This is a genomic window from Nocardia terrae (assembly GCF_009760405.1).
GTDB classification, from domain to species: domain Bacteria; phylum Actinomycetota; class Actinomycetes; order Mycobacteriales; family Mycobacteriaceae; genus Nocardia; species Nocardia terrae.
In genome coordinates this window covers 647,955-669,952 of the sequence record NZ_WRPP01000002.1, presented here as the reverse complement: position 1 = coordinate 669,952, position 21,998 = coordinate 647,955, and the positions used below count along the sequence as shown (strand labels likewise).

Annotated in this window: 23 protein-coding genes; 8 read left to right on the top strand and 15 right to left on the bottom strand. The window is 67.4% G+C overall.

Features of this window, described 5'->3' with window-relative positions:
- Nucleotides 1-236: 236 nt before the first annotated feature.
- On the bottom strand, nt 237-1,214 hold the full coding sequence (locus GPX89_RS45865; protein WP_157387712.1) for an NAD(P)H-binding protein: 978 nt from the start codon (nt 1,212-1,214) through the stop codon (nt 237-239).
- 355 nt (nt 1,215-1,569) lie between these two features.
- On the opposite strand from GPX89_RS45865, the gene GPX89_RS13035 reads away from it, so the two are divergent.
- The 3 genes from GPX89_RS13035 (at nt 1,570) to GPX89_RS13025 (ending at nt 4,250) form a co-directional block, all read left to right on the top strand.
- Complete coding sequence (locus GPX89_RS13035; protein ID WP_157387711.1) at nt 1,570-2,289, top strand: SDR family NAD(P)-dependent oxidoreductase; 720 nt, start codon at nt 1,570-1,572, stop codon at nt 2,287-2,289.
- Nucleotides 2,177-3,394, top strand: coding sequence for a sigma-70 family RNA polymerase sigma factor (locus GPX89_RS13030; protein ID WP_328601781.1), 1,218 nt, complete (start codon nt 2,177-2,179; stop codon nt 3,392-3,394). The genes GPX89_RS13035 and GPX89_RS13030 overlap by 113 nt, the downstream gene beginning before the upstream one ends.
- Nucleotides 3,395-3,485: 91 nt before the next feature.
- Nucleotides 3,486-4,250, top strand: coding sequence for an SDR family oxidoreductase (locus tag GPX89_RS13025; RefSeq protein WP_157387709.1), 765 nt, complete (start codon nt 3,486-3,488; stop codon nt 4,248-4,250).
- A 51-nt stretch (nt 4,251-4,301) separates the two neighbouring features.
- On the opposite strand, the gene GPX89_RS13020 is transcribed toward GPX89_RS13025, so the two are convergent.
- Nucleotides 4,302-5,291 carry a hypothetical protein gene (locus GPX89_RS13020; RefSeq protein WP_157387708.1) on the bottom strand — a complete coding sequence of 330 codons (990 nt, stop codon included), beginning with the start codon at nt 5,289-5,291 and terminating at the stop codon, nt 4,302-4,304.
- A gap of 93 nt (nt 5,292-5,384) precedes the next feature.
- Between GPX89_RS13020 and GPX89_RS13015 the strand changes: the two genes are divergently transcribed.
- The 3 genes from GPX89_RS13015 (at nt 5,385) to GPX89_RS13005 (ending at nt 7,955) form a co-directional block, all read left to right on the top strand.
- Nucleotides 5,385-6,512 carry a lycopene cyclase family protein gene (locus GPX89_RS13015; RefSeq protein ID WP_328601780.1) on the top strand — a complete coding sequence of 376 codons (1,128 nt, stop codon included), beginning with the start codon at nt 5,385-5,387 and terminating at the stop codon, nt 6,510-6,512.
- Between the two features lie 57 nt (nt 6,513-6,569).
- Nucleotides 6,570-7,520 carry a glycoside hydrolase family 6 protein gene (locus GPX89_RS13010; protein ID WP_157387707.1) on the top strand — a complete coding sequence of 317 codons (951 nt, stop codon included), beginning with the start codon at nt 6,570-6,572 and terminating at the stop codon, nt 7,518-7,520.
- Between the two features lie 144 nt (nt 7,521-7,664).
- Complete coding sequence (locus GPX89_RS13005) at nt 7,665-7,955, top strand: hypothetical protein (RefSeq protein WP_157387706.1); 291 nt, start codon at nt 7,665-7,667, stop codon at nt 7,953-7,955.
- 163 nt (nt 7,956-8,118) lie between these two features.
- On the opposite strand, the gene GPX89_RS13000 is transcribed toward GPX89_RS13005, so the two are convergent.
- Nucleotides 8,119-8,316 (bottom strand): DUF397 domain-containing protein, encoded by a 198-nt coding sequence (locus tag GPX89_RS13000; RefSeq protein ID WP_328601779.1) that lies wholly within the window; start codon nt 8,314-8,316, stop codon nt 8,119-8,121.
- Nucleotides 8,306-9,211, bottom strand: a complete 906-nt coding sequence (locus GPX89_RS12995) for a helix-turn-helix domain-containing protein (protein WP_157387705.1) — start codon at nt 9,209-9,211, stop codon at nt 8,306-8,308. The genes GPX89_RS13000 and GPX89_RS12995 overlap by 11 nt, the downstream gene beginning before the upstream one ends.
- 371 nt (nt 9,212-9,582) lie before the next feature.
- Between GPX89_RS12995 and GPX89_RS12990 the strand changes: the two genes are divergently transcribed.
- The gene (locus GPX89_RS12990) at nt 9,583-9,873 is read left to right on the top strand and encodes a hypothetical protein (RefSeq protein ID WP_157387704.1); all 291 of its coding nucleotides are present in this window, start codon (nt 9,583-9,585) and stop codon (nt 9,871-9,873) included.
- An 86-nt stretch (nt 9,874-9,959) separates the two neighbouring features.
- Here GPX89_RS12990 and GPX89_RS12985 read toward each other — a convergent pair whose 3' ends face one another.
- The 9 genes from GPX89_RS12985 to uraD form a co-directional block, all read right to left on the bottom strand.
- Nucleotides 9,960-11,090 (bottom strand): glycerate kinase, encoded by a 1,131-nt coding sequence (locus tag GPX89_RS12985; RefSeq protein ID WP_407939385.1) that lies wholly within the window; start codon nt 11,088-11,090, stop codon nt 9,960-9,962.
- Nucleotides 11,091-11,235: 145 nt separating this feature from the next.
- The gene (locus GPX89_RS12980; RefSeq protein ID WP_157387702.1) at nt 11,236-11,478 is read right to left on the bottom strand and encodes a hypothetical protein; all 243 of its coding nucleotides are present in this window, start codon (nt 11,476-11,478) and stop codon (nt 11,236-11,238) included.
- A complete protein-coding gene (locus GPX89_RS12975; protein WP_328601778.1) occupies nt 11,475-12,350 on the bottom strand; it encodes an NAD(P)-dependent oxidoreductase in 876 nt (291 codons plus the stop codon). Before GPX89_RS12975 ends, GPX89_RS12980 begins: the two co-directional genes overlap by 4 nt.
- Nucleotides 12,347-13,144 carry a hydroxypyruvate isomerase family protein gene (locus GPX89_RS12970; RefSeq protein ID WP_157387701.1) on the bottom strand — a complete coding sequence of 266 codons (798 nt, stop codon included), beginning with the start codon at nt 13,142-13,144 and terminating at the stop codon, nt 12,347-12,349. The genes GPX89_RS12975 and GPX89_RS12970 overlap by 4 nt, the downstream gene beginning before the upstream one ends.
- Nucleotides 13,141-13,524 carry an allophanate hydrolase-related protein gene (locus GPX89_RS12965; RefSeq protein ID WP_157387700.1) on the bottom strand — a complete coding sequence of 128 codons (384 nt, stop codon included), beginning with the start codon at nt 13,522-13,524 and terminating at the stop codon, nt 13,141-13,143. The genes GPX89_RS12970 and GPX89_RS12965 overlap by 4 nt, the downstream gene beginning before the upstream one ends.
- A gap of 35 nt (nt 13,525-13,559) precedes the next feature.
- Nucleotides 13,560-14,699: an XdhC family protein gene (locus tag GPX89_RS12960; protein ID WP_157387699.1), complete on the bottom strand. Its 1,140-nt coding sequence runs from the start codon at nt 14,697-14,699 to the stop codon at nt 13,560-13,562.
- Between the two features lie 2 nt (nt 14,700-14,701).
- Nucleotides 14,702-16,135 (bottom strand): NCS2 family permease, encoded by a 1,434-nt coding sequence (locus tag GPX89_RS12955; protein ID WP_157387698.1) that lies wholly within the window; start codon nt 16,133-16,135, stop codon nt 14,702-14,704.
- 293 nt (nt 16,136-16,428) lie between these two features.
- On the bottom strand, nt 16,429-17,781 hold the full coding sequence (locus GPX89_RS12950) for an 8-oxoguanine deaminase (protein ID WP_328601777.1): 1,353 nt from the start codon (nt 17,779-17,781) through the stop codon (nt 16,429-16,431).
- Between the two features lie 11 nt (nt 17,782-17,792).
- The gene (uraD, locus tag GPX89_RS12945) at nt 17,793-18,308 is read right to left on the bottom strand and encodes a 2-oxo-4-hydroxy-4-carboxy-5-ureidoimidazoline decarboxylase (RefSeq protein ID WP_157387697.1); all 516 of its coding nucleotides are present in this window, start codon (nt 18,306-18,308) and stop codon (nt 17,793-17,795) included.
- A gap of 164 nt (nt 18,309-18,472) precedes the next feature.
- Between uraD and GPX89_RS12940 the strand changes: the two genes are divergently transcribed.
- Nucleotides 18,473-19,981, top strand: a complete 1,509-nt coding sequence (locus GPX89_RS12940; protein ID WP_157387696.1) for a PucR family transcriptional regulator — start codon at nt 18,473-18,475, stop codon at nt 19,979-19,981.
- A gap of 116 nt (nt 19,982-20,097) precedes the next feature.
- On the opposite strand, the gene GPX89_RS12935 is transcribed toward GPX89_RS12940, so the two are convergent.
- Both GPX89_RS12935 and GPX89_RS12930 read right to left on the bottom strand, forming a co-directional pair.
- Nucleotides 20,098-20,454 carry a 4Fe-4S dicluster domain-containing protein gene (locus GPX89_RS12935; RefSeq protein ID WP_157387695.1) on the bottom strand — a complete coding sequence of 119 codons (357 nt, stop codon included), beginning with the start codon at nt 20,452-20,454 and terminating at the stop codon, nt 20,098-20,100.
- 193 nt (nt 20,455-20,647) lie between these two features.
- Nucleotides 20,648-21,973 carry a carbohydrate-binding protein gene (locus GPX89_RS12930; protein WP_157387694.1) on the bottom strand — a complete coding sequence of 442 codons (1,326 nt, stop codon included), beginning with the start codon at nt 21,971-21,973 and terminating at the stop codon, nt 20,648-20,650.
- Nucleotides 21,974-21,998 lie beyond the last annotated feature (25 nt).

Genomic DNA, 21,998 nt, shown 5'->3' with positions numbered 1-21,998 from the left:
GTGATGCAGCCGCTGCCTTGGCAAGCCCGGCGAGAACGTCGTCGGAGATCGCATGCCGGGAGTAACCGGTTACGCGGAAGTCCGAGTTGCCCACCAGCACTTCGATAATGGATCCGCTGGTCTTCAGGATGGCACCGTCGCCGACGTCGAGCTTCCGTTCGCCCTGCGCTGCTCACTTCGGGCGAGATCGCCCAGGCCCTCGGTAGCCGCCAGGATCCTCGTGCGTCCTTCGGCGTTTACACGGGGCGTCGTCCGATGGCGGTGAGCATTGCGCGCAGGGCGGCGCCGCCAACTCGGGCGCGCAGGGGCGCGTCCGGCGCGGCGTGGTAGGCGGGCGCGAAGACTTCTCCAGCGAAGGTCTCCAGGGTGGTCGGTGTGGTGTTGGCCGCCGAGCGGGGTTCAGCGTGGACGAGTCGCGAACTGATTCCGAGACCGATCTCGGTCACGAATTCCGCTGCGCCCGGCGTCAATCCACCCGAGTCGACCATTCCCTTCTCGAGCACCACCTGCGGCATGCGGGAGTACCGGAGGCCGGGGCGATCGATGGCCGCGCCCAGTATCCGGGTGGCCTCCACGAGGGTGTAGTCCCGTGCGCCGTTCAGGTACCGCACACTGCGGCCCTCGAACGACAGCGAACCCAGATAATCCGCAGCGACGGACGCGATATCGGGGGTCGCGATCATCGGAAACGAAGTGTGCGGCGCGACCACGGAGCCATTGATGCCCGCGGTCTTGATCAGACCGATGTTCCACAGGAAATTCTCCATGAACCAGACCGGCCGCAAATGGACGACGTTCAGTCCGTCGATCGTGTTCAACTTCTCTTCGAACCAATGGCAGGCGATGATGCCACCGACTGGTTCGGCAAGCTCGGCGCCCCAACTGCTCAGCAACACGACATGGCCGACACCGGACTCTCGGATCCCGGTAGTCGTAGCGTCGATCACCCGCCGCTGCACGCGATTGACATCCTGCTGGGTGGTGTCGACAGGCGTGAGCACGAATGCCGCATCGGCACCACGCATAACCTCGGTCAGGAAACCTGGATCCTGGATCGAGCCCCCGCACACCTGTGCGCCCTGTGCGGCGAGCCAATCGAGTCTGCTCGGGTCCCGCGTCACCGCACGCACCCGATGGCCCTGCGCCAGCAAGTGTTGCGCCACTAGTAACCCGACACGGCCGCTCGCACCGCAGACGACATACGTCTTGCCCATGAATAGTTGCCTCCACCTCGCGGACCCGGCCCAGGCAGCGCCGAGGCGCCGGTCCTGCCTGCGTTGCCTCTCGCTATGTAGACAAACCAGCACCGTCGGACTCGTCGCCGCGACGGCGCACCGTTCGGTCCGATCTCCCATGTGGCCCGCGTGTCCGCGATCAGGTCGCCACGCGAACTCGACTCCCGTTGGTGTCGCGACGAGTTCTGGCGCCGCCGATTGTCTATATCTCGTCGGTCCTGACACTCCGACGGGCAGCTGCTGCATAGGACAGCAGGCAGGGCTGTGCGGAAGTGGGACCACGGACGCGGTCGACCGACGGATAACGAGCCACTAGCTCAGGAGAGCACGTCAAATGACGAAGATTGCAGACAGCGCGATACTGGTGACCGGAGGAGGTCGGGGCATCGGACGGGCCTTGGTCAGCGAAGCCTTGAAGCGCGGCGCGCGGCGCGTGTATGTAGGGACACGGAAACCTCTGACGCATCCGGATGATCGTGTTACCCCGTTGACCTTGGATGTGACCGATTCATCGCTGATTCAACAGGCCGTCGAGCAAGTCGAATCGCTCGACATTCTTATCAATAACGCGGGCGTGACGGCATTCGACGATCTCGGCGATCAGGCGGTATTGGAACAGCAGCTTGCGGTCAACCTCTTCGGTCCCCGCGCTGTGATACAAGCGTTTCTGCCGTTGCTGCCTCGCGGTGCGGCGATCGTCAACATTCATTCGCTCGCCAGCATCGCGCCCACGCCGTTCAGTCCCTCTTACTCGATCTCCAAAGCAGCCGCACTCTCGATGACCCAGGCTCAGCGAATGTACCTGGCCGATGCCGGGGTGGCTGTTCACGCGGTCCTTCCCGGGCCGGTGGACACCGAGATGAACGCCGATCTCACCATCCCGCTGCCCATGGCGTCCGCGGAGTCCGTCGCGGCGGCGATCTTCGACGGGGTGGAAGCCGGTGACGACGACATCTTCCCTGACCCGGTGTCGGAGCAGTTGGCCGAGGGCTGGCGTACCGGTGTCACCAAGGCACTCGAGAAGCAATTCGCCGAGTTGCCGAAGAGTGTGTGATCACCGCGGTGACCGGCTCGGCCGCGCGGGGACACGCCCGGCGTGGCCGAGCCGCCGCCGTGTGTTCGAACAGAACGCGTGTGCTCGAACAGAACGAAGGAATGTCATGAACGCAGCCCATGAAGTCGGCGACTTCGAGCAGCTCACCAGCGGCTATCGCACCGAGTTGCTCGCCTACTGCTACCGGATGCTCGGCTCGATCGACGAAGCCGAAGACCTGGTCCAAGACACCTATATACGCGCATGGCGATACTTCGACCGATTCGAAGGTCGCGCCTCGGTACGCACCTGGCTGTACAAGATCGCAACCTCCGCGTGCCTGACCGCGCTGCAGACCCGCCGGCGACGCCCGCTCCCCTCCGGGTTGCGCGCGCCCTCCGAATTCGCGGACGTTCCCCTTGCCGAAGCCGAGCCCAGGATCGCCTGGCTGCAACCCGCCCCGGACACAATCCTGCACGCCACCACCGGCGACCCCGCCACCGTCGTCAGCCTTCGCGGCACGATCCGACTGGCGTTCATCGCCGCGCTGCAGCACCTGTCGGCCAGGCAGCGGGCGGTTCTCGTGCTGCGAGACGTCCTGGGCTGGCCGGCCAGCGAGGTAGCCCTCATGCTGGATACCAGCACGACGGCGGTCAACAGCGCACTGCGACGCGCCCGCACACAACTCGCGTCGATCGGCCCGATCGAGGCCGACCTGGGTGAGCCGGCAGAACCCCAGCTGCAGGCCCTGCTCGACCGCTATGTCACGGCATTCGAACACGCCGACATCGCAGGACTCACCACGCTGTTGCGCGCCGACGTCGAACTCGAAATGCCGCCGATTCCAACCTGGTTCACCGGCCGCGACGCGGTCTGCGGCTTCATGGGCAACATGATCCTCACCGCTCCAGGACTGTGGCACCTGGTCCCAACCCGGGCCAACGAATCCCCGGCCCTGGCGATATACCAGCACGGCGCAGACGAGCTCTATCACGCATACGGCATATGCACCCTGACTCTGATTGGAGGAAGAATCGCACGCATCGTCGTCTTCGCCGACGCCGAGCTCGTAACACGATTCGACCTGCCCGAAATCTCCACATGGCGACCCACCCATCCGGCATGACAGGACATTCCCGGGGCATACTGCGACTGCGTGAACCCTTTATCAGGAGCGAATTCGCCCAGATCAAGGGACTGACGTAACGTGCCGTCATATGAGTGATGACTTGTTCGGCAAGAGTGCGCTGGTTACCGGGGCCAGCCGGGGTATCGGGTTCGCGGTGGCGGCGGAGCTGCTCGGGCGGGGGGCCAATGTGGTGATCTCGGCGCGGAAGCCGGAGCCGCTCGAAGAGGCGGCGGAGCGGCTGCGGGGGCTGGGGCATCCGGGGAAGGTGGTCGCGGTTGCCGGGAACTCCGGGGACGCGGAGGCTCGGGCGTTGCAGGTGGCCACGGCGGTCGAGCAGTTCGGGTCGCTGGACGTGCTCGTGAACAACACCGGGATCAATCCGGTGTACGGGTCGCTGATGGAGGCCGATCTGGAGGCCGTGCGCAAGATCTTCGACGTGAATGTCGTTGCGGCGCTGGGATATGTCCAGGAGGCGTACAAGGCGTGGATGGGTGAGCACGGCGGCGCGGTGGTCAATGTGGCCAGCGTCGCCGGGCTGCGGTCCACCGGGGTGATCGCCGCCTACGGGGCGTCCAAGGCGGCGCTGATCCGGCTCACCGAGGAACTGGCCTGGCAGCTGGGACCGAAGATCCGGGTGAACGCGGTCGCGCCGGGCGTGATCAAGACGAAGTTCGCGGACGCGCTGTACTCGGCGGACGAGGAGGCGGCCGCGGGGGTGTATCCGATGAAGCGGCTCGGGTCGCCCGAGGATGTGGCCGCGCTGATCGGATTCCTGTCCTCCAGCGAGTCCGCGTGGATCACCGGCACCACCGTGCGGGTCGACGGCGGACTGCTCGCCACCGGCGGCATCTGAGCCGGAACTCCGCGCCCGGCACCGTGATTCGGTGCCGGGCGAGGCGGTCGCTCAGCGGAACATGAGCGCGCCGATGGTGTCCTTGTGGCGGTACTTGAGGTACTTGCTCGCGGTCGGCTCGTCGACCTCCGCGGTCGTGGTGACCTCGGTGATGACCAGGAACTTGCCCTGGTTGCCGTCCATCCACTTGCCGGTGTCGAAATCGGCGATGTAGCTGCCGCTCGGCAACACCACGTCGTCGTCCTCGAACTGGTCCACGGCCGCGGATGCCTTCGTCTCGTCCGACATGGTGAGCACCAGCTGGGTCAGCATGAGCCCGCCGTTCTCGGACTTCCACGCCATCTCCGAGGCGGCCGTGCAGCCGAGGCCGGTCAGCTTGCCGTTGGCCTCGACCGGTGCGCAGCTGTCGAAGTCGCGTCCGGAGACGTAGGTCGCCTGCAGGGCGACGTCACCGAACTTGAAGTTCCAGTCCTTGCCGTATTCGGTGTAGCTGAACTTCTTTCCGCCGGGCGCGGCGGCCTTGCTCGTGGTCGGCGCGCTCCCCCGGGTGGTGGTGGGCGCTGAGTCCGAGGTCGTCACACTCGTGGTGGAGGTGGCGGCGGCCTGCGAGGAGTCGTCCTTCTTGGACACGAGCACGATCGCGCCCACCGCGACCGCCAGCACCACGACCACGGCGGCGATCACGCCGACGATCAGTCCGGCCTTCGACTTCGGCGGCTGCTGGGGCGGAAACCCCGGCTGCTGCGGATAGCCCGGCTGCGGGGCGTACCCGGGAGCCTGCGCGTACCCCTGCGGCTGCCCGAACCCGCCGTCCTGCGGATAGCCGGGCTGCTGCCCGTAACCCGGGTCCTGCGGGAAGCCCTGCTGCGGATGTGCTTGCTGCACAGCCATGTTCAACTGCGTCGGCTGCCAGCCCTGCCCCTCGGCGGGCTGTTCACCACCCGTCGACTGCGGCTGGTCCCACCATGCCGGATTCGGATCCTGCGGCTGCTGCCCATGGGCATTCGGATCGCCACCGAACCCGCCGGGTGGATACGTCATCTAGATCACCTTTCGCGGCCTGCCCGAGCCCTCCCCGGCTCGGCATACATTCCCGAAGCGTATGCGGGTCACACGTCATGATCCAATCACGGGGTGACCGACGATCTGCTCATCTGCGGCGCGGGGCCCGCGGGGCGCGCCCTCGCGCACCGTGCGCTGGCACACGGGCTGGCGGTCACCGTCGTCGATCCGCACCCGCACCGCGTATGGACGGCCACCTATGCGGCCTGGGCCGATGAGCTGCCCGAATGGCTCGCGCCGGAGGCCGTGGCCGTGACGATCGAGCGCCCGGTCGCCTGGACCGACCGCCGCATCGAACTCGATCGCCGCTACACGGTTCTCGACACTCCCGCGCTCCGGGATTCACTCGATCTCACCGCCGCGCGACTGGTCCAAGATCACGTGACCCGGATCGACCGCCCGGCCCGGCACACCACCCACGGACTCGATCTCCCCTCGGTCCGTCTCGGCTCCGGGCAGGTGCTCCCGGCGGGCCGGGTCATCGACGCACGCGGCGTGGCCCGCTCCCCCGGTCTCGCCGAGCAGACCGCGTTCGGACTGATCGTCGAACGCGCGCATTGGCCGGAACCGGACACCTATTTCATGGACTGGCGAGACGACAACGGGGCCGAACCCGGTGCGCCCCCCTCGTTTCTGTACGCCGTGCCGCTCGACGACGAACGGATGCTGCTCGAGGAGACCTGCCTGGCGGGCCGCCCGGCCCTGGACCTGCCGGTGCTGCGCGAACGCCTGCTCCACCGATTGCGTTCCCGCGCAATCCCTCTCACCGGTGACGAGCCCGTCGAGCGGGTCCGCTTCCCGGTCCACGGCGGCACGCCGAAGGCCGCCGCGTTCGGCGCCGCGGGCGCGTTCACCCACCCCGCCACCGGATACAGCGTCGCGGCCGCCCTGCGGCTGGCGGACTCCGTCGTGGCCGGTGATTCGATCTGGCCCGGCTCGGCCCGCGTCGTACATCTGCTGCGCCAGGCCGGATTACGCGCCCTGCTGGCCCTGCCACACAGCGACCTGCCGCTGTTCTTCGACGCCTTCTTCATGCTGCCGCCCGCCGCCCAGCGCGCCTACCTCTCCGAACGCGAGAACCTGTCCGGCACCGCCACGGCCATGGCGAAACTCTTCGCGGCGCTCCCGTGGCGAACTCGCGGCACACTGGCCTCCGCCGTCGCGCTCCCGGCCCGAAGGACGACCCGGAGCTCTCTGTGATCGGTAGAGTGCAGCAGCATCATCGGCGAGGGCTCGACGGACCCGGTTGAGGTGCACATGCGCGGCAAAGGAATCGTCGGCCTGCTCCTGCTGGCCTTCCTCTTCGCCGTCCCTGATCCGCCAGCCGCGCAAGGGAATCCGTTCGACGGGTACGCGCTGTACGTGGATCCCCAGTCGCAGGCGGCGGTCGCCGCGCGGGAACCGGGCCAGGAGCCGTTGCGCGCGATCGCGGTCGAGCCGACCGCTCGCTGGTTCGACTCCGCCACCCCGCCCGAGCAACTCACCACCGCCGTCGACGACTACCTGACCGCGGCCGGACCGGCGCTGACCGTCCTGGTGGCCTACGCCATCCCGCACCGCGACTGCGGAAACGTCCCCGGCGGCGGCGTGAGCGACGCCGACGCCTACCGGCGCTGGATAGACCATTTCGCCGCGGGCATCGGCCGCCGGCACACCGTCGTGATCATCGAGCCCGACGCCCTGGCCAACGCCACCTGCCTGACCCCGGAGCAGTCCGCCGAACGCATCCGCCTGCTCGCCTATGCCGTCGACCGCTTCACCAGTGAACCCCGGGTCGCGGTCTACGTGGACGGCGGGAACTCCAACTGGCTGCCCGCCGAAGAGCTGGCCCGGCGACTCCGCGCCGTACACATCGAGCGCGCAAGGGGATTCACCCTCAATGTCTCCAACTTCCACCGCACCGACGACGAACGCGCTTACGGCGACCAGGTCACCGCCCGACTCGGCTTCGGCCACTACCTCGTCGACACCTCCCGCAACGGCGCCGGCCCACCTCCCGACGGCCCCCGCAGCTGGTGCAACCCCTGGCAGCGGGGCCTCGGCCTGCCACCCACCACCATCACGAACACCCCCCACGCGGACGCCTACCTGTGGATCAAACGCCCCGGCGAATCCGACGGCCCCTGCGCCCCCGGCCAGCCGACCGCCGGAGTCTGGTGGCCCGCCTACGCTCTCGACCTGATCCAACACCGTGAAATCCCCAACTGATCCCGCCGAATTCTCCGAAACCACCGGTCTGATTTCGTCGCTGATGGTGTGCTGGTACCGATCGTGAAACCGAATCAGGGGAGGTTCCACCGATGTTCGCCCTTCCACCATCCCACCACCGACCCGCACCCAGGGGGTCCTGAGGTGGATGGCCTAAATGATGTCGAAATCCGCGCAGTCCGCGAGATCATCGATGCCGTAGAAGATCGCCTGCGCCACATGGAAATCACCGGCACCCCCGCCCCCGCCCCCCGCTCCGAGATCTACGCCACCGTCATCTGCGCGGTAATAGCCAGCGCCCGAGCCTCCGGCCACCACGGCTCAGGCAGCATCGCCCAAGCCCCCCTCCTCGACGAAATCCTCATCGGCTCCAACCCCGAGCCCTGGCGAACACCCATCCACCCCACCCTGATCGACAAAGCCCTAACCCCCTAACCACCCGCCGAGCGGCACACCACCGAGGGCAACCCAGACAAATCCCCTCGCTGGTGCGCCATTCAGCGACTGGTCAGAGGATGCCGGTGGTGAAGGTGGCCCACTCGGCGGGCGTGGGGGTAATCGGGCAAATCACCTCGCTGGTGGGCCACCCGGCGGAAGGTCAGAGGGTGTTGGTGGTGATGGCGGTGGTGAAGGTGGCCCACTCGGCGGAGGTGAAGATGAGGGCCGGGGCGGTGGGGGTCTTGGAGTCGCGGATTGCGACACTTCCGTCGCCGAGGAAGGCCACCTCTACACAGTTGCCGCCTGATTCGCTGTAGCTGCTTTTGAACCAGTTGGCATCCGATAGATCAGTGGTCACGGTCGAACTCCTTCGCGACCCGCCTCATCAGGTCTCGTGTTTCGTTCTCGCCGAGGGCGGTTTGGCGAATCGCACTCGCCAACTCATCGTAGCGTCGCACTTCGGCGGCCTTCTCCAGGTACACGTCACTGCTCGGGCCGCCCTCGAGGAAGACGATCGGGGGTTCGATCTCGCGCCCCATCGCATCGGTGCCGAAGCCCAGGAGAACAAACTGACCATGCAAGATGCCCCACGTCATTCCGGCTTCGTAGGGACTTATCCGGATAGTGACATTGGGCAACTTCCCGACCTCGGACAACCGCCGGAGCTGGTCTGCCATCAACCGCCGGCTACCGATGAGCCGATGCAAAGCCGACTCGTGCAGTAGCACTTCCAGTTTCAACGGGTCGGCTTTGCGGGTGACGAGTATCTGCCGTCTCATGCGTAGCTCGACTCGACGTTCGATGTCGTCCAAGGGGCTGTCCCGATAGAAGTCGCTGATCAAGACTCGCGCGTACTCCCGAGTTTGTAAGAGGCCCGGGACCTGCTCGTGATACACGATCTGTTGGCGTGCTGAGGCTTCCAAGCCGACGTACATATTGAACTCGTCATTGAACAGGCCACCGTAGGCGTGGTACCAGCTCTTGACCTTGGCTTGCTCGCCCAGGTTTACGGCCTGCGCGGTATCCGAGGCTTTCACGCCGTAGGTCTCACACAGCGCTCGAATGTCCTGTTTTCGGATGCGTTGATTACGACCGGCTTCCAGCCGTTGAAGCGCCGATTTTGACAGGTCTACAAGACGGGCGGCCGCATCGATGGTCAAGCCGTTCTTTTCGCGTTCTTCCCGAAGGAAGCGTCCGAGCTGTCGTCTCGGCAGCGTTGAGGCAGGTGCGTCTTGATCATCCTCGCTAGTCATCGTTCCAGTCCTCTGTCTGCGAACTCGAATCAAGCTGGGCCGATAGATGGGTCCGTTGTACCGCGAATTCGGGTCGAGTCGTGGGGATTTGAACCAACTTCGTCTGGGATCCCAGTTTTGCATGTCGCACCGGCGTGCTGGTGGTCTGCTGGTGGTGTCAGCAATCCCCGAATGACGGGAGGTTCCAACGATGTTCGGGCTTCCAGCGACCGGGCACGATGCCCGGGCGGTGATGACTGAGGGTGAGGCGTTACGGGCCTTGCGGGAGCATGCGGATTGTCCGATTACCGTGTGTGCGGCCAAGTTGCAGGCGAAGACGTATCTGGTTCGGATCGGGAAGCGGGCGCCCAGGCCGCCCTGGAGGATCTGACATGGACGACATGTGCCGGGTCGAGATCCGTGTGTTGCGAGACGTGATCGACGCCGTGGAGGAGCGATTGCGTGTGCATGAGAGTGCGGGTGGTTATGTGCTCGCACCTCGGTCGGAGGTGTTGGCGGTCGTGATCTACACGGTTATCGCCAGTGCCAGGGCGAGTGGGCATTACGGGACGGGCAGCCTGGTGAGTGCGCCGATACTGGACGAGATTCTCGGTGGGGTCGAGGCGGATCCTTGGGAGGCTGCGGTTTACGCGGTGGTGATGGGTCAGGCGTTGATGTATTGAGCGCGGGAGCCGCCGACCCCTCATCGGTCAGCGGCTCCCGGCTCGGGGACGTGGGGTGGTCAGCCCCAGCGGGTGGTCGAGGCTCGTCAGGTGGTTCGGGTCAGCGGGCGGTCCAGGTGGACGACCGCGAGGCTGTGGGCCAGCTGTTCGAGGAGCGGACCGGCGTGCGAGATGCACATGTGCGGGTCGGGTTCGATGTCGGTGAGGGCGTAGGCGTTGTCGATGCCGAAGCGGCGCAACAGGTCCCGGTCGATGGTGCGGCGGCCGGAGACCGCGATGACGGGCACTTCGGCGCGCCACGCTTCGCGGGCGACGCCGACGGGGGCCTTGCCGTTGAGGGTCTGCTCGTCGAGGGAGCCTTCACCGGTGATGACCAGGCGGGCTCCGGCCAGCACCCGCGCGAAATCCAGTTGCTCCAGGATGATTTCGATCCCGGGCCGCACCGCCGCGCCGAGGAAGGCGAGCGCCGCGAAGCCCACGCCACCGGCCGCGCCCGCCCCGCGGGCATCGGCCTCGTCGACCCCGAGCTCGCGCCGGGCGATCTCGGAGAACCGCGCCAGCCCGGCTTCGAGGGCCTCGATCTCGCGCGGCCCGGCCCCCTTCTGCGGGCCGAAAATCTGTGCGGCGCCGCGCTGCCCGAGCAGCGGGTTGTCCACATCGGAGGCCACCACGACCGGCACTCGCAACATCTCACTGGTGTCGATACGGGCCAGTCGCCGCAGGGCCGCGCCACCGGGCGGCAACGGCCGCCCGTACCCGTCGAGCAGCTTCGCCCCGAGCGCGGTCAGCATGCCCGCTCCCCCATCGGTGCACGCACTACCGCCCAAACCGAGCACCACACGCCGAGCCCCGCGCATCACCGCGGTCCGAATGAGCTGCCCTGTCCCCACACTCGTAGCGGTCATCGCGGTGGTGGCGCTCGCCCGCCCGGGCAACCGCCGCAACCCCGACGCCTCCGCGAGCTCGATCACGGCGGTCTGATCACTGCGCATGGCGAACGAAGCGACGACCGGATTCCCCACCGGCCCGGTAACATTCGTCTGCAGTCCGGAATACCCGGACGCCACCAGCGCGGCCACCGTCCCCTCCCCGCCGTCCGCGACGGGCACCGTCACCACCGGCACATCCGGTCGTGCCGCCCGCAGCCCGGCCGCCAGATGCGCGGCCACTTCCGGCGCGGTCAATGAACCCCGGAACTTGTCCGGAGCCACGACCACATGGCCCTCCTGCCATCCCTTCCGCACTCCGCCCCGCGGCGGGATCATCGTGCGCCCTCGCTGATTCCGACCGCGTCGCCATGGCCCCCGCGCCCGCGCGGCGCGCTGAACCGATGTTCACCGCTGCGAGCCGGGCCCGGGCAGCTCATCGTGTGAGTCCTGTCGAGTCGGAGTCTCCCCGCACCTCATCGATTCCGGAGTCGCGGCGTGCCTCGTCGCATTCGGGTCTCGGGGCGGCGGCCTCCGTGGATCCACCACCGGCCGAGGCCATCTCCACCACGGGCAGCTGCACCGTGTAGCGGTCGACCACCCAGCCGGCGGGCCAGCCGCGGTGGCCGTGCTCGTGCCGGTCCAGCCAATGCGGGGGCCGGGTCATCATGCCGTTCACGAGTTCGCCTTGCCCGAGAGCGCTTCGGCGACGAGCTGCAGGGCCGAGTGGTCGAGTGAGCCGTGGCCCATGGCGCGGGCGGCGGCGATGAGCTGGGCGGTGAGTGCGCCCATGGGGATGGTCACTTCGGCGTCGCGGGCGGCCTGGGTGATGATGCCCATGTCCTTGTGGTGCAGGTCGATGCGGAAGCCGGGTCGGAAGTCGCGCTCCAGCATGGATTTACGCTTGAGTTCGAGGATCTTGCTGCCCGCGAGGCCACCTGCGAGCACGTCGAGACCCTTGGCGGCGTCCGCGCCGAGGCTCTCCATGAGCACGATCGCCTCGGCGACCAGGGCGTAGGTGCCGCCGACGATGAGCTGGTTGGCGGCTTTCACGACCTGACCCGAGCCATTGGGCCCAACCAGTTCGTATGTTTTTCCGACAGCGGCGAACACCGGCTTCGCGGCCTCGAAATCCGCTTCGGACCCACCCACCATGATCGACAGCGCCGCATTGATCGCCCCCGGCTCACCGCCGCTCACCGGCGCGTCGAGGACCCGCAGTCCCCGCTTCGCGCCCTCCGCGCCGGTCCACTCGGACGTCTTCGGGGTCACGGTGGAGAAATCGATATAGAGCGCACCGGGTTTCGCGTGCTCGAGGATCTCGGAGAACACCTCGACGACCTGCTCGTCCTGCGGCAGCATCGTGATCACGATGTCCCGCCCGGCCACGGCCGCCGCGACGCTTCCGGCCGCGGCTCCACCGGCGGCCTTCAGCTTCTCCAGCGCGCCCGGCGACCGGTTGTACCCGGTCACCTCGTGGCCCGCGGCGACCAGGTGCCCGGCCATCGGCCCACCCATGATGCCGAGGCCGATGAATCCGATGCTGCTCACGCGATCCAACTCCAATCGTGTTCGGGGTCCTTGTATTCCAGGCCGATCCAGCCGTCGTAGCCGACGGCGTCGAGAGCGGCGAACAGGCTTTCGAAGTCGAGGGTGCCGGTACCGGGCCGGCTGCGCTCGGGGGCGTCGGCGATCTGCACGTGCCCGATGTAGGCGGCGTACTTCTCGATCACGCCGAGCAGGTCCTCACCCATGCGGGCGAGATGGTAGAGGTCGCAGAGGAATCGGAGATTGGGTTCGCCGACCTCGTCGATCACCGCCGCCGCGTAGGCGGCCGAGACGATCGGATAGTCCGGCGATTCAATGGAATTGAGCGCTTCGAGCACGACCTGCGCGTCGACGCGCGCCGCGGCGCGAGCCGCCAGCCGCAGGTTCTCCAGCGCCAGCTCGTCCTGCCGCACCGGATCCACGCCGGGAATCCGGTTGCCGTACAACGCATTCAGCGAGCGGCATCCGAGCCGCTCGCTGATCCCGACCGCAACGTCGATATTGTCCCGGAACTCGCTCTCCCGCCCGGGCACGGACACCAGCCCCCGCCCCGCGGGAACCAGATCGATGAAGTTCAGCCCGACCAGCTGAACCCCGGCATCGGAGACGGCGGAGATGAACGCGTCCACCTCCTTGTCCCCCGGCACCGGGTTCTCGCCGAAGGGCCACCAGAATTCGACCGCCTCGAACCCCGCCGCCTTCGCCGCCGCCGGACGTTCCAGCAGCGGCAGATCGGTGAACAGGATCGAGCAGTGCGCGTCGAACTTCCGGGGCGCGCCCTCGGCGGTGTACTTCATCGTGCGATTTCCTCCTTGTAGCTCTGCCAGCTACCGAAATCGGTGATGTCGACGAGCTGCGGGTCGGACAGGGCCGGGCGGCGCAGCATCATGGAGAACACCGAGCGGTTGTCGTCCAAGGCAATCACACCCAGTTCCAGGTCCGGCGACTTGGAGGGCAGCAGCCGATTGCGCAGCACCTCCATCGGCACGTCGTAGAGCTCGCCGGCGATGGGCACGCCGCCGTAGGCCACCGGGTGCAGGCCCGGGAACCGGTCGCCGACCGAATAGAACCGGTACTGCGCCGCGGTCTTGGCCTCCCCGGCGAAGGACGCGCCCTCGAGGAGGTAGTTCAGGGGTCCGCCGCGCATGGCACCCCCGTTCAGGAAGATCAAAGGCATTGCTGTAGTTCCTTGTTCGGTCGGAAGAGTCAGGATCAGAGGGTGACGTACAAGCCGTCCGGATAGTCCGGCACGGTCACCTCCGGTACCGCGATCACGTCGCGGTGCAGGAGCCCGCCGTAGGCGCCGAGCGGCAACCCGGTTCCCCCGCGGCGGACCGCCACGATCTCGGCGGCGATGGAGACCGCGGTCTCCTCCAGGGTGTGCCCGCTGAGATCGAGCCCGATGGGCGAGCGCAGCCGCGCCAGTTCGGCTGCGCTCATCCCGACGGCACGAAGTCGCTGGAGACGATCCTCGTGCGTGCGCCGGGAGCCCATCGCACCCACGTACGCCACCGGCAGGCGAAGCGCCACCTCCAGTAGCGGCACATCGAGTTTGGCGTCGTGAGTGAGTACACACAGCGCGGTCCGGGCGTCGACCCGGGTCCGCGCCAAATACAGGTGGGGCATTTCCGCGACGATCTCGTCGGCCTCCGGGAAACGATCGCGGGTGGCGGAGGCCGCCCGCGGGTCGCACACGGTGACGTGATGGCCGAGGAATTTGCCGATTCGCACTACCGCGGCCGCGAGGTCGATCGCCCCGAAAACGATCAGACGCGGCGCCGGCACATGGCATTCGACGAAAACGGTGGAGATGGCGGAGGGTCCATCCGGCGCGGCGTCGACACCGCAGTCCACGGCCCTCACCGCGGTCTGTCCGGCGTCGAGCATGGCCTGAGCCTGCGCCACCACCTGTTCGTCGAGTTCGGCTCCGGCGCTCCACCAGGTGCCCAGCGCCATGACGGCGCCGCTGTCGAGGTCGCGGACCAGTGCCACGGCCTCCCCCTCAGCTCGCAGGACCTTGTCCACCGCATCGCGATTGGCCTCGGTCACCGACTGGACGAACACCTGAATCGTTCCGCCGCAGGACGATCCGACCTCGAAGGCGTCGGAATCGCTGTAGCCGAAGCTCTCCCGCGCGAATCGGCCCGTACGCAGCGACTCGCGGCACAGCTCGGCGACCGACTCCTCCACCACGCCGCCGGAGATATTTCCGATGACGGTGCCGTCCGCGGCCACGGCCAGGGCCGAGCCGATCGGACGCGGAGCGGAGCCACCGGCCCCGATGACCGAGGCGAGCGCGTAATCCATACCCGCCTCGTGCCATTCGAGCAGCTGAGCCGCGATGTCGCGCATGACTAGTGCCCCAGCGCCATTTCGATGCCGTCGATACCGAAGTAGGCGACGAACACCAGGCTCACCACGGCCACCAGCCAGTGGATCTCACGGAACTTGCCGCGAGCCAGCTTGATCACGGTGTAGGCGATCAGGCCCGCGCCGACGCCGTTGGTGATCGAGTAGGTGAACGGCATGAGCACGATCGTGATGAACGCCGGGATGGCGACCTCGAGATCGTTCCAGTCGATCTTGCGGGCCTGGGTCATCATCAGCGCGCCGACCAGCACCAGGGCGGGAGCGGCGGCCTGGATCGGGACCACGGCCGCGATCGGGGTGAAGAAGATGGCGGCACAGAACAATCCGCCGGAGACCACGCTGGCCAGACCGGTACGGGCACCCTCACCGACGCCCGTCGCGGACTCGACGTACACCGTGGAACCCGCGCCACCGGACAGACCACCCAGGATCTGGGCGACACCGTCGACGGTCAGGATCTTGCCCATGCCGGGCACCTGACCCTTCTCGTCGACCAGGCCGGCCTCGTCACAGACGCCGAAAACCGTTCCCATGGCATCGAAGAAGCCGGTCAGCACCAGGGTGAACAGCACGGTGGTGGCGGTGATCGCACCCGCGGTGGCGAAGCCGCCGAACAGGTCGATGTGGCCGAACAGACCGAAGTCGGGGGTGGCGAACAGCGACTTGGGCTTCTCGGGCACGACAGTGCCCCACTGCTTGGGGTCGATCTTCGCGATGGAGTTCACGACGATGGCCAGCACGGTCGCGATCGCGATGGAGATCAGGATCGCGCCGGGCACCTTGCGAATGAACAGCGCCAGCATGACCAGCAGGCCGACCGCGAAAATAACGGTGGGCCAACCCGACAGGTGCCCGTCCACGCCCAGCGTCACCGGGGTACCCGCGCCCTTGCCGACCACGCCCGAGGACGCCAGGCCGATCATGGCGATGAACATGCCGATGCCGACGCCGATGGCGTTCTTCATGGCCAGCGGGATGGCATTGATGATCATGGTCCGCAGGCCGGTGGCCGCGAGGATCACGATCACGATGCCCATCAGCACCACCAGGCCCATGGCCTGCGGCCAGGTCATGTGCGGTGCCGCCTGGAAGGCGACGACGGGTACCAGACCGAGGCCGGCGGCCAATGCGAGGGGCACATTGCCGACCAGGCCCATGAGGACGGTGGTCAGACCGGCCGAGAAGGCGGTCGTGGTGGTGAGCTGAGCGATGCTCAGCTTGTCCCCGTGCGCGTCGGCGACGCCGCCGAGGATCAGCGGCACGAGCAATATGACATACGCCATAGCGACGAATGTCGTGATGCCGCCGCGGATTTCGCGGGATAGGGTGGTCTTGCGCTCGGAGAGTCCGAAGAACTTCTCGAGCGCGGAACTCCGCGTCGTTTCCGATGTGGTGATCGGTGACTGAGTCTGGGTCATGGCTGCCCTCCTATGGGCGTAGCCGACCTTTGGCGCGGGGGCTGGGGTTCCCGGGCCTCGGATTCGGTGATGCTTGTTGTGGGGTCCTTACCGCTGAACACGGACTTGCCCCTGTTAATCAACTTTTCCGGATGCTGTCGTCCGGACTGCCGGGAGCAAGGGTGATGGTCCCGGTGCCGCCCCGCGTGCGGCAGGCATCGCGAATCGCTGCGGCGATCGCAGGTGTTCGAGGAGAGCGTGGGTGGTTCTCCGGCAATGCGGGTGGATCGAGGATTATGGGTTCTACCAGAACGTCATCGGTTCTCCTGTCGCATGATTCGCCTGCTGGCGTCGACGCCGGCCTGTGCGACCGCGTCGTGCGGCATGGTCTCGAGCTCGTCGTTCTCCACGACGGTGTTGCCACCGACGAGCAGACGAGCGAGCGGGGGCTGCGGGCCGAACACCAGCGCGCACACCGGGTCCTCGAGGGCGGCACGGAAACCGTCCACCTTCCAGACCGCGATGTCGGCCAGCTTTCCGACCTCGAGCGAGCCGATCTCGTTGTGGCGGCCCAGGTTTCGCGCACCGCCCAGGGTGCCGACCTCGAGCGCCTGCCGGGCGGTGAACGCCCGGGGTCCGCGCACGGCGCGCTGGAACAGCAGCGCCTGGCGCATCTCCCCGGCCATCGAGGTCAGCTCGGCCGAGGCCGCGCCGTCCACGCCCAGGCCGACCGGAGCGCCGGCCGCGAGCAGGTCGGTGACCCGCGCGATCCCCGCGCCCAGACGGGCATTCGACGTCGGGCAGTGCGCCGAACCGGTGCCGGTCCGCGCGAAAGCCGCAATATCCTTGTCGTGCAGGTGAACCGCGTGCGCGAACCACACGTCGTCGCCGAGCCAGCCCAGCTTCTCCATGTATTCGACAGGCGTGCAGCCCATCTGCTCGATGCAGTGCTCTTCCTCGTCGAGGGTCTCGGCGAGGTGGGTGTGCAGGCGGACGCCGTGCGCGCGGGCCAGCGCGGCGGATTCGACCATCAGACCCTCCGACACCGAGAACGGCGAGCAGGGGGCGACGGCCACGCGCAGCATCGAATCGAACGACGGGTCGTGGTAGGTGCGGATGATTTCCTCTGTGCTGGAGAGGATCTCGTCGCGGTTCTCCACCACCTCGTCCGGCGGCAGGCCGCCGTGCGACTGCCCGCGGTCCATGGAACCGCGGCAGGGGTGGAAGCGCAGGCCGATCTCGCGCGCCGCGCGCACCTCCGCCTCGAACAGATCGCCACGCCCCTTGGGGAAGATGTAGTGGTGATCGGTGGAGGTGGTGGTGCCGGTCAGCGCCAGCCAGCCCAGGCCCGCCGTGGCCGCGCCGTGCACGATCTCGGCGTCCATGGTCGCCCACAGGCGGTACAGCCCGGTCAGCCACTCGAACAGGGTGGCGTCCTGGAACAGGCCCTGGGTGGCCCACTGGTAGAGGTGGTGGTGGGTATTCACCAGGCCCGGGGTCACCAGGCAGCCGGTGCCGGAGAGGCGTTCAGCACCCACCACCGTCGGCGCCGGTCCCGCGCCGAGAGCTTCGATCCGGCCGTCGTCGCCGACGATCAGATAGCCGTTGGGGATCTCGTCACCGACAACCGGTGCGATGTAAGCGTTTTCGATAACGAGCTTCGTCACGTGCAGTCCTCTTACCGACAGTCCAGCAGCTTCCGGACACGCAGCCCGGTGATGTCGGCCAGTTCGCGGCGCACGACCAGCTGCTCGTCCGGAACCGAATTGCCCAGTCGGATCTGAAGTTCCGACAGCATCTCGGCGGCGCTGCGACCCGCGGCGCGGATCAGGAAGACATGGCCGAAGTGTTCCTCGTAGGCCACGTTAGCGGCCGCAAGATCGGCCTTGACCTGGGCGTCGGCGTCGGTCGCGCCGGACTGCTCGTCGGCCGACCACTTGGCTTCCTGCTCGGACTGATGCTTGGCGGCGGTGCGCTCCCCGATGCGGGGGTGCGCGTCGAGCGCCTCCTGGATATCGGCCCACGGCAGCTCGGTCACACCGGTCACCGCGGCGGCGATCAGACTCGATTCGTCGGCGTAGGGGCGGTTCGCGACCATCTTCCTGGCCCAGGCCCGGGACGCATTGCAGGTCAGCAGCTGCGCCTCGGCCTCTTCCAGGGACAGCGAACCGAGCCATTCCAGGCGACTCGACATCCGACCTCCAAACCGTCATTGGCGTGTTTCCACCACCTAACCCGGCCGACGGGCGTGCTCGAAAGGACGAGACATCCGAATCTGTGGCCTGGTTCACAGGGGCTCGTTTGTAGTTACATCCAAGTTCGGTAACCAGGACGTCACCGACTGTTAGCCTCGGACAAATGCGGTTACGTTCCCTGCTGACCATGAACGACCTGGGCCTACGGCTCGTCACCGGAGAGGACGAGCTGGACCGTTTCGTACGCTGGGTAGTAACTACCGACATGCTAGATCCCAGCCGATACCTCTCCGGCGGTGAGTTTGTCCTTACCGGCCTGCAATGGCGCACCAAACCCGAGGACAGCGAGCAATTCGTCAGCAACATCGCGAAGGCGAAGGTCGCGGCCCTGGCCGCCGGCAGCGCGCTTTTCGGCGAATCACCTGCGGATCTGATCGACGCTTGTAAGAAACACCGAATCCCGCTCTTCGAGGTCGAGGAGCACATCGCCTTCGCCACGGTCACCGAGCAGATCAACCGGCGACTGTCCTCCGGACGGGCCGCGGACCTCAGCGCGATCCTGGACCGGCACCGGCAGCTGGTGTCCGGCGGCGGGCTCGACTCGGTCCTGGATCTGGTGCATCGCACGCTCGGCACCCGCTGCTGGGTGGTGTCCTCGCTCGGCCGCGTGGTCGCCGGGCCCACCCGCGACCTGCCCGAACAGGTGCGATCGGCCTTCCTGGGCGCGAAGCGGCTGCCGCATGTGCTTTCCCACAGCCAGGTCCGGTACTCGCTGTTCGCGGTGGACGCGGACGGCACCTCGCGCATCGCGGACTGGTTCCTGGTCTTCGAGAGCGACTACAAGGACTGGCCCGAGGAGCGCCGGGCGCTCATCGGTGAGCTGGCCGCGGTCGTGTCGCTGGAGAAGGCCCGCCAGGACGACCGGCAGAGCGCCGAAGGGCGACTGGCCCAGGAACTGATCGAACTGATCATGTCCGACGCCAAACCCGCCGACATCATCTCCCGCTTGGAACTCACCGGCCTGGGCCTGTCCGACCGCTACCTCGCGGTGGCCGCCACCGCCGACTCGGGCGCGGTCCGCCCCGGCGAGCTGCGCGCGGTCCTGCGCGAGATCCTCTCCGGTCGCGGCCCGGCCATCGGCGTGGTCGACGGGGAAGTCATCCTGCTGGTCGCCCTCGGCGACGAACAGGCCCTCGACGACCACATCCACCGCGCCATCGAAGCGCTGGAACCCGGCCTGCAGCAGAGCCGACTATCCGTCGGCATCAGCGGCGCGGTCGACGGCGAGGGCCTGCGCGGCGCGGTCGAGGAGGCCCGCTACGCCCGCCGCATGGCCGCCGAACGCCAGCAGCCCACCAGCGTCGTCCGCCACGACGAACTGGCCACCCACATGCTCCTGCTGGCCAGCGTCCCCGACGAGGTCCGCCGCATGTTCCGCGTCCGCCTCCTGGACCCCCTGCGCGTCTACGACCAGGACAACCGCGCCGACCTCGTCCACACCCTGGAGACCTTCCTGGAGGTCTCGGGATCGTGGACCAAGTGCGCGGATCTGCTGCACCTGCACGTGAATACGCTGCGCTACCGCATCCAGCGCATCGAGGAACTCACCAACCGCGACCTGTCCCGCCTGGAAGACCGCGTCGATTTCTTCCTCGCCCTGGCCCTGCGCTGATTCGGACGGGGCCGCGTCGGCCGCGACGCCAATCACAGCTTCACGCGATTTGATCAACGACTCAGCTGCCACAGAACCGCAGCCCCTGATAGCAGATAGCTATCGGTGGCCGAGTTCTATCGGGCCGGGTGCGCGAGTTCGGTCACGCGCGGCGGCGGCCCGCCGTGCGGAAGAATCGGGCCGATCGCGAGCAGGCTGCCCGGCTTGCGCCCCTTCCCCCAGCCCAATTGCTCACGGTAGCGGCCGATGTGCGCCTCCGCGATGGCCTCCCGGTCCCGGATCGGGGTGGACTTGGGGGCGACATACAGGGCGTCGGCAGGGCAGTACGCCTCACACACGAAGCAGGTCTGGCGGTCGGATTGCCTTGCGATGAGCGGGATTCCGCTGTCCGTCCGGTCGACCACGTCGGTCGGGCAGACATCGACGCATTTGCCGCAGGCGATACAGTCCTCGGCTCGCACCAATTCGATCATCACGCCACCGCCGCATGAGCGGCCGGTTCCGCCGCGCCCCAGAACCGGTCCACACCCCGGACAGCATGTGGTGGTGCTGCCGCGCCACGCGGTCCTGCACCACCCGGCGGGTGGTGCAGGACCGCGTGTTCGGGGATCCAGCCCGGTGTGCTTGCGCACCGACGCGGCGGGTTCCGTCCGCCGAGACCGGGGACTACACCTTCTCCCACAGGGCCGGGGTGTTGCTCGGGGTCCAGGTCGGATCGTCGACGGTGTGCGCCTGGAGGCAGCGGTAGGTGCTGCCGTCGTAGGTGACGGTGTCGCCGATCTTGTAGGTGGCACCGACCTGCCACGCCTGGACGGACGGCTTGGTGCTCGAGGTGGGCGGGGCGGCGGTGGTCGTGGACGGGGCGACGGTCTTCGTCGGCGGGGTCGTGGTCGGAGGCGGAGTGGTCGTGACCGGCGCCGTGGTCGTGACCGGCACCGTGGTCGTCACCGGCGCCGTGGTGGTGGGCGCGGTCGTCGTCGGTGGCGTGGAACCGCCCAGGCCGGCGAAAGCGTGTTGGAACGCGTTGTCCTGCTGAGCTATTCCCGAGCAGGTGGGATCCGCGTACGCGCCGCCGTTCGGGCATGGCTTGTCGCGGGTCGCCGACCACATCGAGACCCAGGCCAGGCCCTTGGATTTCGCGAAATCGGCCAGCTTCGCGGCGTCGGCGAGGGTGAACGTCTCGCCCTGTACGTCATTGACGCCGATCATCGGGGTCACCGCGACCCTGTTCCAGGCATCCGAGACGCCGAGCGCCTGAGCGACCTGAGCCTCGGAGGCGGTGGCGGCCTGGATGGCGTAATCGCCCATGTCGCCGGAGAACGACGAACCGTAATCCATGGCCATGATATTCACCGCGGTGACGTCGACGCCCTTGCTCTCGGCGTTCGCGAGCAGGTTGGTGCCGTCGGCGGTGAGGCCGGTCGGCATCACCGGCAGGGTGAACGAGATCTCCAGGCCCGGGTGCGCTTTCTGCAATGCGGAAAGAGCCTGCGCGCGCATGGTGTTGGCCGCGGCGTTGGCGATGGCGCCGCCCTCGATATCGAAATCGAGCTTGGTGGCTCGGAATTGGGTGATCACCGCCTCGTAAGCCGATTGCAGCGCGGATTCCGAGGAACACGTTGTCGCGAGTTCGCTGCCGGTCTGCCCACCGAAGGAGATTCGGACATCGCCGCCCGCCTTCCGGAAATCGGAAATCTGCGCAGCCGTGGAATTTTGTCCTATATCGGCGATTCCTCCCCATTTCGGCGAACAGGACCCGCCGTCGGTGACGAACGCGAGATTGTATTCGGTCGCACCGGTGGCCTTTGCCGAGGTCAGGAGGTCGAATGCCGGGTACAGCGAGGTGTCGACATAGGCGGCGAACCCGCCGCCCGCCACCGCGGCCGAGGCGGTGGCACCCGGGCCCGTACAGACGGCGGCAATGCCGAGTGAAACGGCACACGCGCCCACCGCAGCCGATAGCCATCTGGTTGTCGTTGCTTCTCTGGTCAAGGTTGATCGCCTTTGCGCAATTGAA

Coding starts and splice junctions, on each gene's coding strand:
- GPX89_RS45865 (WP_157387712.1), bottom strand. CDS start 1,214: ATGGGCAAGACGTATGTCGTCTGCGGTGCGAGCGGCCGTGTCGGGTTA.
- GPX89_RS13035 (WP_157387711.1), top strand. CDS start 1,570: ATGACGAAGATTGCAGACAGCGCGATACTGGTGACCGGAGGAGGTCGG.
- GPX89_RS13025 (WP_157387709.1), top strand. CDS start 3,486: ATGAGTGATGACTTGTTCGGCAAGAGTGCGCTGGTTACCGGGGCCAGC.
- GPX89_RS13020 (WP_157387708.1), bottom strand. CDS start 5,291: ATGACGTATCCACCCGGCGGGTTCGGTGGCGATCCGAATGCCCATGGG.
- GPX89_RS13010 (WP_157387707.1), top strand. CDS start 6,570: ATGCGCGGCAAAGGAATCGTCGGCCTGCTCCTGCTGGCCTTCCTCTTC.
- GPX89_RS12995 (WP_157387705.1), bottom strand. CDS start 9,211: ATGACTAGCGAGGATGATCAAGACGCACCTGCCTCAACGCTGCCGAGA.
- GPX89_RS12990 (WP_157387704.1), top strand. CDS start 9,583: ATGGACGACATGTGCCGGGTCGAGATCCGTGTGTTGCGAGACGTGATC.
- GPX89_RS12970 (WP_157387701.1), bottom strand. CDS start 13,144: ATGAAGTACACCGCCGAGGGCGCGCCCCGGAAGTTCGACGCGCACTGC.
- GPX89_RS12965 (WP_157387700.1), bottom strand. CDS start 13,524: ATGCCTTTGATCTTCCTGAACGGGGGTGCCATGCGCGGCGGACCCCTG.
- GPX89_RS12960 (WP_157387699.1), bottom strand. CDS start 14,699: ATGCGCGACATCGCGGCTCAGCTGCTCGAATGGCACGAGGCGGGTATG.
- GPX89_RS12955 (WP_157387698.1), bottom strand. CDS start 16,135: ATGACCCAGACTCAGTCACCGATCACCACATCGGAAACGACGCGGAGT.
- uraD (WP_157387697.1), bottom strand. CDS start 18,308: ATGTCGAGTCGCCTGGAATGGCTCGGTTCGCTGTCCCTGGAAGAGGCC.
- GPX89_RS12940 (WP_157387696.1), top strand. CDS start 18,473: ATGCGGTTACGTTCCCTGCTGACCATGAACGACCTGGGCCTACGGCTC.
- GPX89_RS12935 (WP_157387695.1), bottom strand. CDS start 20,454: ATGATCGAATTGGTGCGAGCCGAGGACTGTATCGCCTGCGGCAAATGC.